16 protein-coding genes are annotated in these 13,809 nt (G+C 43.6%); 6 read left to right on the top strand and 10 right to left on the bottom strand.

All coding sequences use genetic code 11. The features are described 5' to 3' along the window. Positions 1 to 29: 29 nt before the first annotated feature. From ACH6CZ_RS10665 to ACH6CZ_RS10655, 3 genes are all read right to left on the bottom strand, one after another. Positions 30 to 419, bottom strand: a complete 390-nt coding sequence (locus tag ACH6CZ_RS10665; protein ID WP_374097405.1) for a hotdog fold thioesterase — start codon at positions 417 to 419, stop codon at positions 30 to 32. A gap of 276 nt (positions 420 to 695) precedes the next feature. After that, entirely contained in the window at positions 696 to 2,015 is a 1,320-nt protein-coding gene (locus tag ACH6CZ_RS10660; RefSeq protein WP_374097404.1) for a Na+/H+ antiporter family protein, read from the bottom strand. A gap of 166 nt (positions 2,016 to 2,181) precedes the next feature. Then, a complete protein-coding gene (locus ACH6CZ_RS10655) occupies positions 2,182 to 3,696 on the bottom strand; it encodes a leucyl aminopeptidase (protein ID WP_374097403.1) in 1,515 nt (504 codons plus the stop codon). A 129-nt stretch (positions 3,697 to 3,825) separates the two neighbouring features. On the opposite strand from ACH6CZ_RS10655, the gene ACH6CZ_RS10650 reads away from it, so the two are divergent. Together ACH6CZ_RS10650 and ACH6CZ_RS10645 are read left to right on the top strand one after the other, a co-directional pair. Further along, positions 3,826 to 4,305, top strand: a complete 480-nt coding sequence (locus tag ACH6CZ_RS10650; RefSeq protein ID WP_374097402.1) for a divergent PAP2 family protein — start codon at positions 3,826 to 3,828, stop codon at positions 4,303 to 4,305. Positions 4,306 to 4,319: 14 nt separating this feature from the next. After that, positions 4,320 to 5,132: a cobalamin-binding protein gene (locus ACH6CZ_RS10645; protein ID WP_374097401.1), complete on the top strand. Its 813-nt coding sequence runs from the start codon at positions 4,320 to 4,322 to the stop codon at positions 5,130 to 5,132. Positions 5,133 to 5,172: 40 nt separating this feature from the next. Here the strand turns inward: ACH6CZ_RS10645 and ACH6CZ_RS10640 are convergent, their stop codons facing one another. The 5 genes from ACH6CZ_RS10640 to ACH6CZ_RS10620 form a co-directional block, all read right to left on the bottom strand. Beyond that, on the bottom strand, positions 5,173 to 5,811 hold the full coding sequence (locus ACH6CZ_RS10640; protein WP_374097400.1) for a 3D domain-containing protein: 639 nt from the start codon (positions 5,809 to 5,811) through the stop codon (positions 5,173 to 5,175). A gap of 121 nt (positions 5,812 to 5,932) precedes the next feature. Then, entirely contained in the window at positions 5,933 to 6,223 is a 291-nt protein-coding gene (locus tag ACH6CZ_RS10635; protein ID WP_374097462.1) for a YuiB family protein, read from the bottom strand. A gap of 344 nt (positions 6,224 to 6,567) precedes the next feature. Beyond that, positions 6,568 to 6,675, bottom strand: coding sequence for a YuiA family protein (locus ACH6CZ_RS10630; protein ID WP_162182134.1), 108 nt, complete (start codon positions 6,673 to 6,675; stop codon positions 6,568 to 6,570). Between the two features lie 382 nt (positions 6,676 to 7,057). After that, positions 7,058 to 7,543, bottom strand: coding sequence for an NUDIX domain-containing protein (locus tag ACH6CZ_RS10625; protein ID WP_374097399.1), 486 nt, complete (start codon positions 7,541 to 7,543; stop codon positions 7,058 to 7,060). 51 nt (positions 7,544 to 7,594) lie between these two features. Beyond that, positions 7,595 to 8,809: an NAD(P)/FAD-dependent oxidoreductase gene (locus ACH6CZ_RS10620; protein ID WP_374097398.1), complete on the bottom strand. Its 1,215-nt coding sequence runs from the start codon at positions 8,807 to 8,809 to the stop codon at positions 7,595 to 7,597. A gap of 301 nt (positions 8,810 to 9,110) precedes the next feature. On the opposite strand from ACH6CZ_RS10620, the gene ACH6CZ_RS10615 reads away from it, so the two are divergent. Together ACH6CZ_RS10615 and ACH6CZ_RS10610 are read left to right on the top strand one after the other, a co-directional pair. Continuing rightward, on the top strand, positions 9,111 to 10,106 hold the full coding sequence (locus tag ACH6CZ_RS10615; RefSeq protein ID WP_374097461.1) for an NAD(P)/FAD-dependent oxidoreductase: 996 nt from the start codon (positions 9,111 to 9,113) through the stop codon (positions 10,104 to 10,106). 68 nt (positions 10,107 to 10,174) lie between these two features. Beyond that, positions 10,175 to 10,822 (top strand): SDR family oxidoreductase, encoded by a 648-nt coding sequence (locus ACH6CZ_RS10610; RefSeq protein WP_374097397.1) that lies wholly within the window; start codon positions 10,175 to 10,177, stop codon positions 10,820 to 10,822. Positions 10,823 to 10,856: 34 nt separating this feature from the next. Here the strand turns inward: ACH6CZ_RS10610 and ACH6CZ_RS10605 are convergent, their stop codons facing one another. Further along, the gene (locus ACH6CZ_RS10605; RefSeq protein ID WP_374097396.1) at positions 10,857 to 11,219 is read right to left on the bottom strand and encodes a HesB/IscA family protein; all 363 of its coding nucleotides are present in this window, start codon (positions 11,217 to 11,219) and stop codon (positions 10,857 to 10,859) included. A gap of 224 nt (positions 11,220 to 11,443) precedes the next feature. Here ACH6CZ_RS10605 and ACH6CZ_RS10600 point away from each other — a divergent pair, with 224 nt between their 5' ends. Further along, positions 11,444 to 12,127 (top strand): DUF2225 domain-containing protein, encoded by a 684-nt coding sequence (locus ACH6CZ_RS10600; protein WP_374097395.1) that lies wholly within the window; start codon positions 11,444 to 11,446, stop codon positions 12,125 to 12,127. Between the two features lie 44 nt (positions 12,128 to 12,171). Here ACH6CZ_RS10600 and ACH6CZ_RS10595 read toward each other — a convergent pair whose 3' ends face one another. After that, a complete protein-coding gene (locus tag ACH6CZ_RS10595; protein WP_374097394.1) occupies positions 12,172 to 12,408 on the bottom strand; it encodes a YuzB family protein in 237 nt (78 codons plus the stop codon). 234 nt (positions 12,409 to 12,642) lie between these two features. Between ACH6CZ_RS10595 and ACH6CZ_RS10590 the strand changes: the two genes are divergently transcribed. Then, the gene (locus tag ACH6CZ_RS10590) at positions 12,643 to 13,710 is read left to right on the top strand and encodes an NAD(P)/FAD-dependent oxidoreductase (protein ID WP_374097393.1); all 1,068 of its coding nucleotides are present in this window, start codon (positions 12,643 to 12,645) and stop codon (positions 13,708 to 13,710) included. Positions 13,711 to 13,809: the final 99 nt, after the last annotated feature.

Here is a 13,809-nt window from a genome sequence, read left to right as displayed (position 1 = left end):
TCTTTTCCACGCGAGAAGGAAATTAAACCCTATTTGCGTTTTGGCACAACTGCCACCGTGCAGCGTGAAATACAAAGCAGCTCCTCTTCCTCATCCACAATTTTGATCTCCCACACCATTGTTGTTTTTCCTTTATGTATAATCTCTGCGATTCCCGTTACCGTGCCTTCTTTTTTTGCCTTTATATGATTCGCGTTAATCTCAAGACCAAAGCAGCTGTATTCGTTCAAATCAACCATAGCAGCAGATCCAACGCTCGCAACCGTTTCAGCGAGTGCAACTGACGCGCCCCCGTGCAGATAGCCAAACGGCTGATGTGTACGTCCATCTACCGGCATTTTGGCAACTGCTTTCCCCTTTTCCACGCTGATCATATTAATGCCAAGTGAATCCATGAGTGTCTCTCTATTCCAATCCATCTTTCATCCCCCTTTTTTATATCATCTACTAGTAGAGGTGGGTTGGCAAGTAGCTGGTTTTGATAAATTGAAGATGTAGTGGTTTCAGGTTCGACGTCTGCGGGTGGATGTTCGGCGTAAGAACTGATGTGTTCGGCACTCAACGCTGTATGTTCAACACTTACCTTCAACTGTTCGACGTTCAGAGACGAACCTTCGCCACTTAGTGACTTAGAGCCCATACGATAACCCATTTACAAAAGACCCTGACCACTAAGTCAGAGTCCTCAGATTATTTTATAATACAAGCGCTGCAATCCATCCAAATAAGATCAGCGGAATATTGTAGTGCAGAAATGTCGGCACACATGTATCCCAGATATGATTGTGCTGACCATCTGCATTAAGTCCGGCAGTCGGTCCAAGCGTACTGTCTGAGGCTGGAGAACCGGCGTCTCCAAGCGCACCTGCAGTACCGATCAGCGCGACTGTCGCAAGCGGACTGAATCCAAGCTCAAGTGACAGAGGAACAAACAGCACTGCAATGATTGGGATTGTTGCAAATGATGAGCCGATTCCCATTGTCACAACGAGTCCGACAATCAGCATCAGCAGGGCACCGACTGCCTGATTATCGCCAACCAGGCCAGCTGCTCCATTCACAAGACTCTCAACAGCCCCTGTTTCTGTCATTACAGCTGCAAATCCATTTGCAGAAATCATCACAAATCCGATGAATGCCATCATCTTCATACCATCTGTCATCAACTGATCCTGATCACGTAGCTTCACTGTGCCACTGACAAATAACACTGCAAGACCTATCACCGCACTAAAGACCATTGACTGGAATACTGACTGAATCACAAGTGCAGCAACAATAGCCACAATTGTTACAATCAGATCCTTCGTTGTAATTGTTTTGGCATCTCCATCCTGAAGAGACACTTTTCTGTTCTGATATTCTCTTGGTTTGCGATAACTGATAAAAATCGCAACCAGCAGTCCAAGAATCATACCGCCAGTTGGAATCAGCATCGCTGTTGGAATGACATCCAAGTCAATTGCAAGTCCGCTTAATTCCATATTCGTTGCGATCGTATCGTGAAATATCTGACCAAATCCGTACGGAAGTAAAATATAAGGCGCAGTTAATCCAAACGTAATAACCGTCGCAATCAGTCTTCTGTCAATCCCAAGCTCATTCATCACCAGTAATAAAGGTGGAATTAAAAGCGGGATAAACGCAATGTGCACAGGTACCACATTTTGCGACATGATTGAAATCGACAGGATCGCAAGAATAATCAACACTTTCGGAAGTGCTTTCGTTCTCGGCTCCCCTTCTCTGCTGACAGCAGCAACAATTTTATCAACCATGAGCTTCGGCAGCCCGGTGTATGAAATCGCCACTGCAAATCCGCCTAACAATGCATAACTGAGCGCAATATTCGCGCCGCCTCCTACACCGTCAGAAAATACACTGACAGTTTCTTCAACCGACAGACCGCCTGTCAGCCCGCCGACTGCAGCACCGATAATTAATGCCGCCACAACATTTACCCTGATCAAACTTAAAACCAGCATCACTAAAACCGCAATGACAACAGCATTCATTTATATGAGCTCCTTTTTTAGAAAATTCTTTACTACGCTAAACAGGTAACGTATTAAAACACCTTTCATACATTAACAGAGTAAAAGAGTGGTTGTCAATGGGTTGTTTGAGGCGGCTGAACCTCATAAAAATGGAATGCCCTCCAAAAGGACATTCCTAAACACTCTATTTCGCCGCTCTCTCAAGCACAAACTGTTCTGTCAGCAGGGCAAGTGTTCTGGCCATCGCACCTGTGCCGCCTGCAGGTCCTAACAGGTGAGCAGACTTTGTTGTCGCAGTTCCTGCGATATCAAGGTGAACCCATGGTGTGCCTTCTGTAAATTCACCGATAAATGCACCTGCGAATAGCGCATGGCCGTCACGTCCAGGAGAGTTATTCAGATCTGCTACAGGACTGTTGCGTACGCGCTTTCTGTCTCCTTCTGTATAAGGCAGCTGCCAGATAAATTCTCCAGCTTCAACTGAAGCTTCAAGAACCTTTTCAAATAACGGTTCGTTATTAGTTAAAGCACCTGTCTTATCAAGGCCAAGTGCAACAATCACGCCGCCTGTCAACGTAGCTACATCTACCAGATAGTTTGCGCCATGCTGTTTTGCGTAAGTAACAGCATCCGCAAGTACAAGGCGTCCTTCTGCATCTGTATTTAATACTTCAATTGTCTTACCGCTCATTGAAGTGATGACATCATCCGGTTTAAATGCCGTATGGCTGATCATATTATCTGTTGTTGCAATCACTGCCATCACATTTTGCTCCGGCTTCAGACGGCCGATGATTTCCATTGCACCGAGAACAGCTGCTGCACCGCCCATATCGGCTTTCATGCCTACAATGCCGTCTTTCGGTTTGATTGAGTAACCACCTGTGTCAAATGTGATTCCCTTCCCGACTAGTGCAAGCACATCTTCCCACTTGTCAGTCGCCTGATGCTTCATGACGATCATGCGAGGTGGAATTTCTGATCCCTGGTTGACTGCGAGGAGTGCGCCCATGCCCATCTCTTCGATTTCTTCCTTACCAAGGATTTCGATTTCAAAATCGTGGCGCTCAGCCATTTCCTTTGCATATTCAGCCATTTTAACGGATGTTAAAAGGTTTGAAGGCATATTGACAAGCGTTCTCGCTTCATTTGTACCCTCTGCAAGTGCAAGTCCGACTTCAAGTGCTGCTTCTACCTCCTGCGCGTCATGCTCAGTGTAAATATGCAGTTCTTCAAGCGTCACATCCGGTACATTTGACTTCTTTTTATATCCCTCGAATGCATACATTGAAAGCGTCATGCCTTCAATCAGCGCCTGTGCAATATCAGTTGCTTCAAAATCATTTCCTTTATAGGAATCAAGTGCAACTGCAAGTGAGGATACCTTTTTCTTTTTCAGTATCTTACCAAGTGCACCAAAGCTTTCTCTGAGATCTTCAAAAGTCAGATCAGCTTCTTTACCAAGCCCTGAGAAAACGACTCTTTTTGAGGATAATGCACCAAGTGTAGGTAAAACGGTCACCTGCTTTGACTTGGATTCAATATCCCCCTCTTTGATCAGATCTGTTAAACCACCGTTCATCTGCTCATCAATTTCTTTTGAAAAGCCTGATACGACCGGCTGATTCCAGATCCCTGCTGCTAAATAATCGTGCTCCTCTTTCAGCACGTTCTCATTTGTATGTATTGTCCATTTCATATCAAACACCTCCGATTGATTATTATACTGTAAATGTTGTGAAAATTCGATTACCGCACATCCGAACCGCTTTTGAAATATGATATACTTGCTTAAAACCCCTGCCATTTGAAAGGATGACAATCGTCTATGGAACTCTTCAGCAATTTTCCTCTCTGGGCTTCATTATTTGCTATTTTATTTGCCCAGGTTGTAAAAGTACCGATCCAATTTGCGGCATCACGTAAGTTGGACTGGTCACTTGTCACTTCAACCGGCGGTATGCCAAGCTCTCACTCTGCAGCAGTGACAGCACTTGCAACCGGAATTGCCATTGAAAACGGGCTGGCATCACCCGTGTTTGCACTGGCGACTGTATTTGCCATTATCACGATGTTTGATGCAACCGGCGTACGTTTTCAGGCTGGTGAACAGGCTGCTGTCATTAATCAATTAATGCATGATTTTAATAAATTCGTTTCTGAGGCAAGAGGCTGGCAGGAAAAAGATCAGGAAGAGCGACGTAAAGAGCTTAAAACACTTCTTGGTCACAAACCGATTGAAGTATTTTTCGGCGGCCTGACAGGCATTTTTCTAACGCTGCTTGTACATTATCTGATTACACTGTAACTGGAGGGACAGTCATGAGAATTGTGTCACTATGTCCGAGTAATACCGAACTGGTCGCTTACCTGGGGCTGACAGATTCAATTGTCGGTGTGGATGATTTTTCAGACTGGCCGGAAGCCGTAAAAGAGCTTGAACAGCTTGGTCCGGACCTGTCGATTGATATTGATAAAGTGGAAGCACTGAAGCCTGACCTCATTCTTTCTTCATTAAGCGTCCCGGGTATGGAGAAGAACATTCAGGAGCTTGATAGAAGAGGCCTCCACCATATATGCTTCAATCCACAATCACTTGAAGAAATTGTGCAGGACCTCAGGACACTTGGACAGGCAGCAGGCATACCTGAGCGTGCCGAAGAAGTGGCAAATGCGTTTCAGCGCGTGATCGATGAATGCAAAGAGGCTGCTTCCGGTGTTGATATTTCCCCTTCTCTCTACTGGGAATGGTGGCCAAAACCGGTATTTACACCCGGCGGGATCAACTGGCTGACCGAAATCAGCCGTCTCGCAGGCGGTGTAAATTTATTTGAATCAGTAGAGCTTGCGAGTATTCAAACTGACTGGGCAGATGTCCACAGCAGAAATCCTGACGTGATCTGCATGGCCTGGGTCGGTGTTCAGCCGAGGAAAGTAAACCCTGTTATTTTAAATAAAAGACCGGGCTGGAGCGAACTGGATGCAATGAAAAACGGCAAGGTTCACGTACTTGAAGAAGCACTGTACTGCAGACCTTCTCCGCGTTTACTTGAAGGTTTGATTAAACTGGGTCGGATTTTGCACCCCCGGCATTATAACCAGATCCATTTGCCGGAGGAACTTCATATCCATTAAAAAAGTGTCACGCTGCATTGAATGAGCGTGACACTTTTTCTTATTGATTATTCAACGCAGCAAACTCTTCTTCAGTCAGTGTACCGTCGCCTTCTTTCAGCACGTACACTTCCACCTTCTGCTTGCCCCATTCATTAAACACTTCATCTACCGTATCAAAATAAAGATCAATGATATTTCCTTTAATTGCACTGCCCGTATCAGCTACGACGCCATAACCGTAGCCCGGAATAAACATCACAGTTCCAATTGGAAACACTTTCGGATCAGCGGCAATTGTAGAGTATAAATCTCTTTTTACCTCAACACCTGAAAAAGTGATACCGTAGAGTTCATCTCCAGGTTCTTTTCCCGTTGACTCAATCCCGGCTGTATAGCCAGTTGCGGTGACTGTCTTTGAAGGATTATCAACGACATGTCTCGGCACAGCCTTATCTTTATTTCCTTTTGCTTTAGAAGCAACTAACTTATAAGCTGTATCTTCACTGGACAATGTTTTTGATGTTAATGACAGCTCTCTGTCATGTAACATTCTCATATCTTCAACAACCGGTACCATTCCTTCAGATGGGAGAGCAATTGACCATCCCTCTGCAGCAGCCCTGTTCTCGTGCGTAAACAATAATGAAGCAAGCCCTGCAAGTATGAACCCTGCAGATACTTTTACTAATTTTGACATTCAATCTACTCCTTCCAAAACTACATATTCCCTATATAACAAAGATTAATCATTTATGACGAAATACCTAATCATTAGAATTGACTGACAATTAAAAAAGCTCCACGTCATCCGGGGAGCTTTAGAACATTCGGTAACCCTGCTTACGGAGCCAAATCATTACAAGTCCTGCAACGATCGCGCCTGCCATACCGCTTGATAATATTAAGATATCCGCTACTGCCAGCGAAGCAAATCGGGTTCCGAGTGCAGAAAATGATTCTCCCGGTTCACGAAAATACTCGATAAATCTGACTTCATCAACAATCAAAATTGTAATGACTGGATAGATCACTGCCATAATCCACGTCATACGTAATAACATATTTAATAAAAAGCCGATTCCGAAAAATAGGATCAGAAACAGCATCATTGAAATTAAAAGTTCAGCCAATCCAAACGAAGCCAAATGATACACCTCCATGTTCACTAGAACAGTGTACATTACTTGGGAACCTCGTGCAATCCTCCTGTTTAAACGTTCAATTTGATGACACAAAGTCTTGGTTTTTCATCGTTGATTTAGCTGCAGGCATGTGAACTTGTTGTGATTTCTGTTGTAGTTGTAGTGATACGCCTGGGTACTTGTTGCAATCCACGCCGAAGTTGTAGTGATACACCCGGATACTTGTAGCCATTCACCCCGAAGTTGTAGCTTTTCATTACTGCTAACAACATAAAAAAACCGAATGCATCTGCTGCACCCGGCTGTAGCATTTATTTTTTACCTTCCCCTCCACAATTAGGGCAAGTTTCTGATCCACCTAGTCTTAATTGAAAATATCCTTTTCCAGCACAATAGCTGCAATTTGTTTGTTTCTTCATATGAAGCACCCTCTCCTCTGATGTATTGAGAGTACTATAGCACGGACGCTTTTATACTGAAAAGCGCCAAATTTGATGAAAAAAAGCCATGTAAGCGAATACATAAGCCTGTTTCTTCCTTTTTCTTTAATTATCAGAAAATTTAGAACTGTGGGTAAATTTCGCAATTTGTTCACAATTGGCTTTTATAACCGCGATCCCTTTCCGTGGAGGACTGCGCTTTCCTGCCCCCGGGCGGTGAGCCTCCTCAGCTTCGCTTGCGGGGTCTCACCTGTCCCTTCCTGGGGCGGGAGTCTCCGTCCCCCACTCCAAGGGATCGCTAAGACTGGATTATTTGACTATTCACCCATAATACTAATTTAAATCTTTAATGTCCTGCACATCAGAAAAACAAATGATACTTCGTATACCCAAACTGATCTCCAGGGTCTGAATTGCGATTAATCTCAAGTGTTGCAGTTTCTTCATGTTCAATCATCACAGGGATCATCGAAGATACGTCCGGGTGCTCTCTCAGTTCATGCTTTTCAATCCACGCCGCTTCTGCAATCTCCTCTTCCGGAACCTTCAGCGCTTCTGATTCATCCACTGCCTTCATCACAAAAATAATCATATTATCACTGATCGTATCTTTCAGCACGCCACTCCTGAAGCCGGCAACTTTGATGACTTCTGCTGTGATACCGGTTTCTTCCTTTACTTCTCTTACTGCTGCCTGATCTGCTGTTTCCCCTTCTTCAACAAACCCTGCTGGTATGGACCATTTCCCTTTTAAGCCGCCGTATTTTTTCTTCACGACGAGCCATTCACCTCTACTGTTTTCAATGACGCCCGCTGCGCCTAACCAGACTTTTTCCCTTTTCATCATGACACCCCTTATATATGTAGAAAAAAGAGCAGCCGCAGCCGCTCTTTTTTATTAAAACATGTTCAGCTTACCCTTTTTGAATACAAGGCCAGGACCACCGAGGATGTATAGCGCACGGTTGTCGATGACTTTTTTCATCATAGCAGCTTTTTTACCTGTGATCTTACGGCCGAATACTTCGCCGATTGCTTCGTTTTCACCAAGTGAGCAGACTGTACCCTTCAGATCAGGTGTGAATGGTTCAAGCTCTTCACCCTTGAACAGTGCAACCAGGTTGTGTGCAGTATGTGCACCCTGCTGCATTGCGATCTGTGCAGTTGGCGGGTATGGACGTTCTGTCTGTGCATTGATCATTAATGCGCAGTCACCAACGATGAATACGTTGTTGTGTCCAGGTGCGCGAAGGTCCGGATCAACTTTGATACGGGCACGCATGTTTTCAAAGCCTGCTTTTTCGATGATTGAGTTACCGCGTACGCCGGCAGCCCATACAACAGTTTTTGCAGGAATTTCTTCGAATACATCTTCACCTTTTTTAATTTTAACTCCCTCAGGCGTTGCTTCTGTTAAAGGTGTACCGATCGAGAATTCGATTCCTTTACTCTTCAGGTAGTTAACTGCATATTCAACAAGCTCTTCATCGAATCCTGGAAGAACCATTGGTGCAGCTTCAACACACAGAATGCGGACAGCTTTAGGATCTACATCATATTCCTCGCAAAGCTCAGGAAGGCGGTCAGCAAGTTCTCCAAGGAATTCAATTCCTGTGAAGCCTGCTCCACCTACGATGATTGTCAATCTTGAAGGATCTTTCACTTCTTCAAGGCTGTATGTTGCAAATTGATATTCGATGTGGTCACGGATCTGGCGTGCAGCTTTAACGTTAGCAATTGAGAAAGCGTGCTCTTTTAGACCAGGGATTCCGAATGTTTCACCTTCGAAACCAAGACCAACTACAAGGTAGTCATAGCTGATTTCAGAACGGTCTGTAATGACTTTCTGTGCTTTTGTATCGATGTTTTCAACTGTTGCCTGTACAAAGTTAACTTTTCCTTTATCAAGTACGCCGCCAATATCATAACGTACTGAGTCAGGAGACATTGTACCTGCAGCTGCTTCATGCAGCCAAGTTGATTCATAATGGTAATCATTCTTGTTAATCAGAATAATGTCTGCGTCGTCTGCATTTACAAGCTTCTGAAGTTTAGTAATAACGGATAATCCGCCGTAACCTGCTCCTAAAACAACCACTGTAGGTCTTTTCAATTAGATCACTTCCACCTTTTTAATATGAGATTACGCTGCTTTTAAGGCAGCAACGCCAGCCATCATAAAAGATTGTGAAATTGTTCACGTGAATGAACATCATACTTCTTCTATTGATTCTTTATCTTAAACCATCATATTCTTTTTTTCTTCTTATTTCAAGGTTTTATGATAAAATCTGAAAACTTTGTGTCCTCATTCGAAAGTCTGAAAAGTGTTTTTTTAGAACCTCGTGAAAGGTTATTGGATCGAATGATGTGTTACACTACATGCAAATCAGGTTTTGTGGAGGGATCTCATGATGAAAGAGGATACTTCGATTTATGATATTACAGTGATAGGCGGCGGTCCGGTTGGACTATTCACGGCTTTTTACGGCGGTATGCGCCAGGCAAGTGTAAAGCTGATTGAAAGTCTTCCGCATCTTGGCGGACAGCTAACTGCTTTATATCCCGATAAGTATATATATGATGTAGCAGGTTTTCCGAAAGTAAAAGCACAGGAGCTTGTAGATAATTTGACAGCTCAAATGTCACGGTTTGATACAGAAATCCGCCTTGGTCAGGAAGTGACAAAGGTTGAAAAACGTGAAGATGGTGTATTTGTGCTGACAACACCTGAAGAAGTTCACTATACAAGAACCATCATTATCACTGCAGGCAATGGTGCATTTCAGCCGAGAAAGTTAAATCTGGATGGTCTGCATGACTTTGAAGAAAAGAATCTTCACTACTTTATAGAAGACCTTTCAAACTTTAAGGATCAGGACGTTGTGCTTTTAGGCGGCGGTGACTCGGCGGTTGACTGGGCACTGATGCTTGAGCCGGTAGCAAAATCAGTCACACTGGTTCACAGACGTGATACATTCCGTGCACATGAAGCAAGCGTTGAACAGCTGAAGGAGTCGAGTGTGAATGCCATGACGCCTTATACACCTGTTGGGTATCAGACCATGAATGATAATATTCAGTCTCTTACGCTTCAAAAAGCGAAGTCAGAAGAAACAACTGTGTTAAATTTCGATCACTTAATAGTGAATTACGGCTTTGTGTCATCACTTGGTCCGATTAAAGAATGGACACTGGAGATTGAGAAAAATTCAATCGTCGTAAATTCCAGAATGGAGACGAATATTCCTGGTATTTACGCTGCAGGTGATGTATGTACGTATGACGGGAAAGTGAAACTGATTGCATCAGGATTCGGTGAAGCACCGACCGCTGTGAACAATGCAAAAGCTTCAATTGATCCAAAAGCACGCGTTCAGCCGATGCACAGTACGTCTATGTTCAGCTGATCATTCGTTTAGCAAAAAGCAGCTACGGGTATGTTATAGAGTATCAACTATTTTTGGAGAGTGATACCATGCATGTACTTGTAATTGGTGCAAACGGAACGACCGGACGAATGACAGTAAAGAAGCTGGCTGAAAGTGAACAGCATCTTGTAAAAGCAATGATCCGTAAATCCGAGCAGTCCAAGGAAATGGAGGATCTCGGGGCACGACCAATTATCGCTGACCTTGAACAGACGTTTAACTACGCGTTTGAAGATGTAAATGCAGTTATTTTCGCAGCAGGATCCGGCCCTGATACAGGAATGGACAAAACAACCGCTGTTGACCGTGATGGCGCAATTAAAGCGATTGATTACGCCAAAGAAAAAGGCATTGAGCGCTTTATTATGCTGAGCTCAATGGGTGCCGATGATCCCTCACTTGCTGAAGACAGCGAAACATTCCATCACTACCTTCAGGCGAAGCATGACGCAGATGTTCACTTAAAACAAAGTGGATTAAATTATACGATTATACGTCCCGGCGCATTAACAGACGACGGGGCAACCGGGAAAATTGATGTATCAGAGGAAATGAAGCATCGCGAGGGTGAAATTACCCGTGAGGATGTTGCAACGATACTTGTAGAATCCATTCTCTGTACAAACCTTCATCATAAAACGATTGAAATGGTGAATGGAGATGATCCGATTAAGGAAGCATTAAAAGCTATATAAAAAAATCGCCGGCGCTGCCGGCGATTTTTTCGTATTAGCAATTCTCAGGTGTACCTGCTTTTGTTGCTGTTCTAAATGAAGACCCACATCCGCATGAAGCGATCGCATTCGGATTTTCAATTGTAAAACCGCCACCCATCAGTGACTGTTTATAGTCAATTTCAGTTCCATTCAAAATATCAGCGTCTTCTTTTTTCAGAAGCACTTGGATACCATGGTGTTCTTCAACCTGGTCTGTATCGCCAAGCTCGTGCTCAAAGCCCATTCCATAAGATAATCCGCTGCATCCGCCACCTTTAATTGCGACGCGCAAATATGCATCTTCCTCTTCAGCCTGCTTCATCATATCTTTCACCTGAAGCGCTGCAGCTTCTGATAATTTAATTACATTTGCCATTTCAGCACCTCCAACGTTTTTAACTATTTTTAGTATATCGTTATTTAAGCTTTGACTCAACCGATTGGAATCGGGTTGTTTGATTATATTCAGCAGCGAGCCGTATAAAAATGATACATTCATTCTTTTTAAATATATGTTTCAAAAGACCTATTTCAAGGGTATAATATACTCATCAAACAATTATAATTAGAGCATATTGAACTAATAGGAGGTGTTCCGGGATGGAATTAACGCCATTGTATCAAAAGCATATAACCTGCGGATTGTGTACTCACACATTTAAAACGACAAAGATCAGAGGGCGCTTTGTACGTGCAAAAGACCACAGCTCTGACTTAATGCCGATTTATGAGGATCAATCATTAAATCCCAATTTGTATCATGTATATTTATGTCCGGAATGCGGTTATTCTTTTACAGATGACTTTGCTTCTTATTTCCCACCCGGAGGTAAAGAAGAAATAGAAGAAAAAATCTCCAGGCACTGGCAGCACCTCGACTTTTCCGGTGAACGCTCCATTGATGAAGCGGTGAAGGCTTTCAAGCTGGCCATTTATATCGCTGTCATTAAGCGGGAAAAGAGCATCACACTTGCGGGATTATACTTGAGACTTTCATGGCTCTTCCGCGGGCGAGATGACAGCCAGGAGCAGCGATTCCAGCGCCTGGCTGTTGAGGCTTATAAAGATGCTTATTCCAAGGAAGATTATACTGGATCACAGATCACAACAGAACGTGTACTGTATCTGATTGCAGAGCTGTCACTGCGTCTCGGGGAAGAAGATGAAGCAACCAGACATTTCTCAAAAATCATTGAAAGGCAGCACACTTCCACTGACCGTAAAATGGTTCATATGGCGAAAGAAAGATGGCAGCTTTACCGAGAAGATCGTAAAGCCCTGTAAAAAGAAGCTGATCGGAATCGACCAGCTTCTTTTAGTTCATTCTATTAGAACATCGGATTTTCTTCAAGAAACTCATAGACAGCTTCCACCAGTTCTTTTGGTGTATCAGCTTCCACCAATTCCCCATTTACAATCGCAAACATCGACGCTGCACAAATTCCGCAGTGGCTTGTACAGCCGTATTCAATCACATCAAGGTTCGGGTCACGCTCGAGCGTTTCAAATGCCTCCTGTGATCCGCTTGCTATATTGCTAATACAAAACTCTATAATTGGTTTCATTTTTATCACCTCATACTCACTTCAAATGTAACGTCTTATATAAAGTTCGTCAATGATCCTGCTCTTTTTCATGACAAGTTTGTGAAATAAATCTCTTAATATGATTGTACTAAGACCTTTATTCCGATATACTTTTTAATGAATGTAAACGTAATGATCAAACACATTGTGTATGTATGATCATATTGAAAGTGCTTACTTACCAATATGCTTACTGTAAAGAGAGGGCTATCCATGAAACACTTAGTATTATTAGGTGGAGGCTACGGCAATATGCGCGTGTTACTGCGACTGCTGCCGGATAAGCTGCCTGAAGACGTAAAAATTACATTAATTGACCGCACACCATATCACTGTCTAAAAACTGAGTATTATGCGCTGGCAGCTGGTACTGCTTCAGATCAGGAAGTTCGTGTAAGCTTTCCTGAGCATGAACGCCTGGAATTAAAATACGGCTCTGTAGCGAAAATTGATACTGAAGAAAGCCGTGTCATTCTTGAGGATAACACTGAAGTTCATTACGATGATCTTGTAATCGGACTGGGATGTGAGGATAAATATCACAGCGTACCAGGTGCAGACGAACATACGTACAGCATCCAGTCCATTCAGCGTTCAAGAGCGACCTATGAACGCCTCTCAAACCTTCCTTCAGGATCAGTTGTTGGTGTAGTAGGAGCGGGACTGAGCGGGATTGAACTGGCAAGTGAACTGCGCGAAAGCCGTGAAGACCTGAAGATTAAACTTTTTGACCGCGGTGAGCGCATCCTTCCTGCCTTCCCTCAGCGTCTGAGTAACTATGTACAAAAATGGTTTGATGCCAATAATGTTGAAGTTGTCAGCAACTCGAACATTACAAAGGTAGAACCTACTATGCTTTATAACCACGAAGAGCAGATTCCTGTTGATGTTTGTGTATGGACAGCCGGCATTCAGCCTGTTAAAGTCGTGCGCGATCTGCCTGGTGAAAAGGATTCTTCAAATCGCGTTGTTATTTCGCAGTATCATAACCTGCCGGACAATGAGCACGTCTATGTTGTAGGTGACTGCGCAAGCCTTCCTTTCGCACCAAGTGCACAACTTGCAGAGGAACAGGCGGAACAGATTGTCAAAGTGCTTCTTGCACGCTGGAAAACCGAAGAGCTGCCTGAGCAGATGCCAAAAATTAAGCTAAAAGGCTTCATGGGCTCACTCGGTAAGAAACAGGGCTTCGCCTACCTTGCAGACCGCACCGTAACAGGACGTATCGCAAGACTGCTGAAGTCAGGTGTACTTTGGATGTATAAGTACCATAATGGATGATTAAACAAGGTTGGAACATTCGTGTTCCAGCCTTTTGATTTAGTATAGAATCATTTCACCTGCGCCTATTAACACATTTAATAATTTCTAAAGTATAGA

It is taken from the genome of Jeotgalibacillus sp. JSM ZJ347 (assembly GCF_044383825.1).
In the GTDB taxonomy this organism is placed as follows: domain Bacteria; phylum Bacillota; class Bacilli; order Bacillales; family Jeotgalibacillaceae; genus Jeotgalibacillus.
The sequence above is the reverse complement of the archived record's forward strand: the minus strand, read 5'-3'. Positions and strand labels throughout refer to the sequence as shown.

Bases quoted from the DNA above. Each gene is read 5' to 3' on its own strand.
- ACH6CZ_RS10665 (WP_374097405.1), bottom strand. From the start codon at position 419: ATGGATTGGAATAGAGAGACACTCATGGATTCACTTGGCATTAATATG.
- ACH6CZ_RS10660 (WP_374097404.1), bottom strand. From the start codon at position 2,015: ATGAATGCTGTTGTCATTGCGGTTTTAGTGATGCTGGTTTTAAGTTTG.
- ACH6CZ_RS10655 (WP_374097403.1), bottom strand. From the start codon at position 3,696: ATGAAATGGACAATACATACAAATGAGAACGTGCTGAAAGAGGAGCAC.
- ACH6CZ_RS10650 (WP_374097402.1), top strand. From the start codon at position 3,826: ATGGAACTCTTCAGCAATTTTCCTCTCTGGGCTTCATTATTTGCTATT.
- ACH6CZ_RS10645 (WP_374097401.1), top strand. From the start codon at position 4,320: ATGAGAATTGTGTCACTATGTCCGAGTAATACCGAACTGGTCGCTTAC.
- ACH6CZ_RS10640 (WP_374097400.1), bottom strand. From the start codon at position 5,811: ATGTCAAAATTAGTAAAAGTATCTGCAGGGTTCATACTTGCAGGGCTT.
- ACH6CZ_RS10635 (WP_374097462.1), bottom strand. From the start codon at position 6,223: ATGATGCTGTTTCTGATCCTATTTTTCGGAATCGGCTTTTTATTAAAT.
- ACH6CZ_RS10630 (WP_162182134.1), bottom strand. From the start codon at position 6,675: ATGAAGAAACAAACAAATTGCAGCTATTGTGCTGGAAAAGGATATTTT.
- ACH6CZ_RS10625 (WP_374097399.1), bottom strand. From the start codon at position 7,543: ATGATGAAAAGGGAAAAAGTCTGGTTAGGCGCAGCGGGCGTCATTGAA.
- ACH6CZ_RS10615 (WP_374097461.1), top strand. From the start codon at position 9,111: ATGAAAGAGGATACTTCGATTTATGATATTACAGTGATAGGCGGCGGT.
- ACH6CZ_RS10610 (WP_374097397.1), top strand. From the start codon at position 10,175: ATGCATGTACTTGTAATTGGTGCAAACGGAACGACCGGACGAATGACA.
- ACH6CZ_RS10605 (WP_374097396.1), bottom strand. From the start codon at position 11,219: ATGGCAAATGTAATTAAATTATCAGAAGCTGCAGCGCTTCAGGTGAAA.
- ACH6CZ_RS10600 (WP_374097395.1), top strand. From the start codon at position 11,444: ATGGAATTAACGCCATTGTATCAAAAGCATATAACCTGCGGATTGTGT.
- ACH6CZ_RS10595 (WP_374097394.1), bottom strand. From the start codon at position 12,408: ATGAAACCAATTATAGAGTTTTGTATTAGCAATATAGCAAGCGGATCA.
- ACH6CZ_RS10590 (WP_374097393.1), top strand. From the start codon at position 12,643: ATGAAACACTTAGTATTATTAGGTGGAGGCTACGGCAATATGCGCGTG.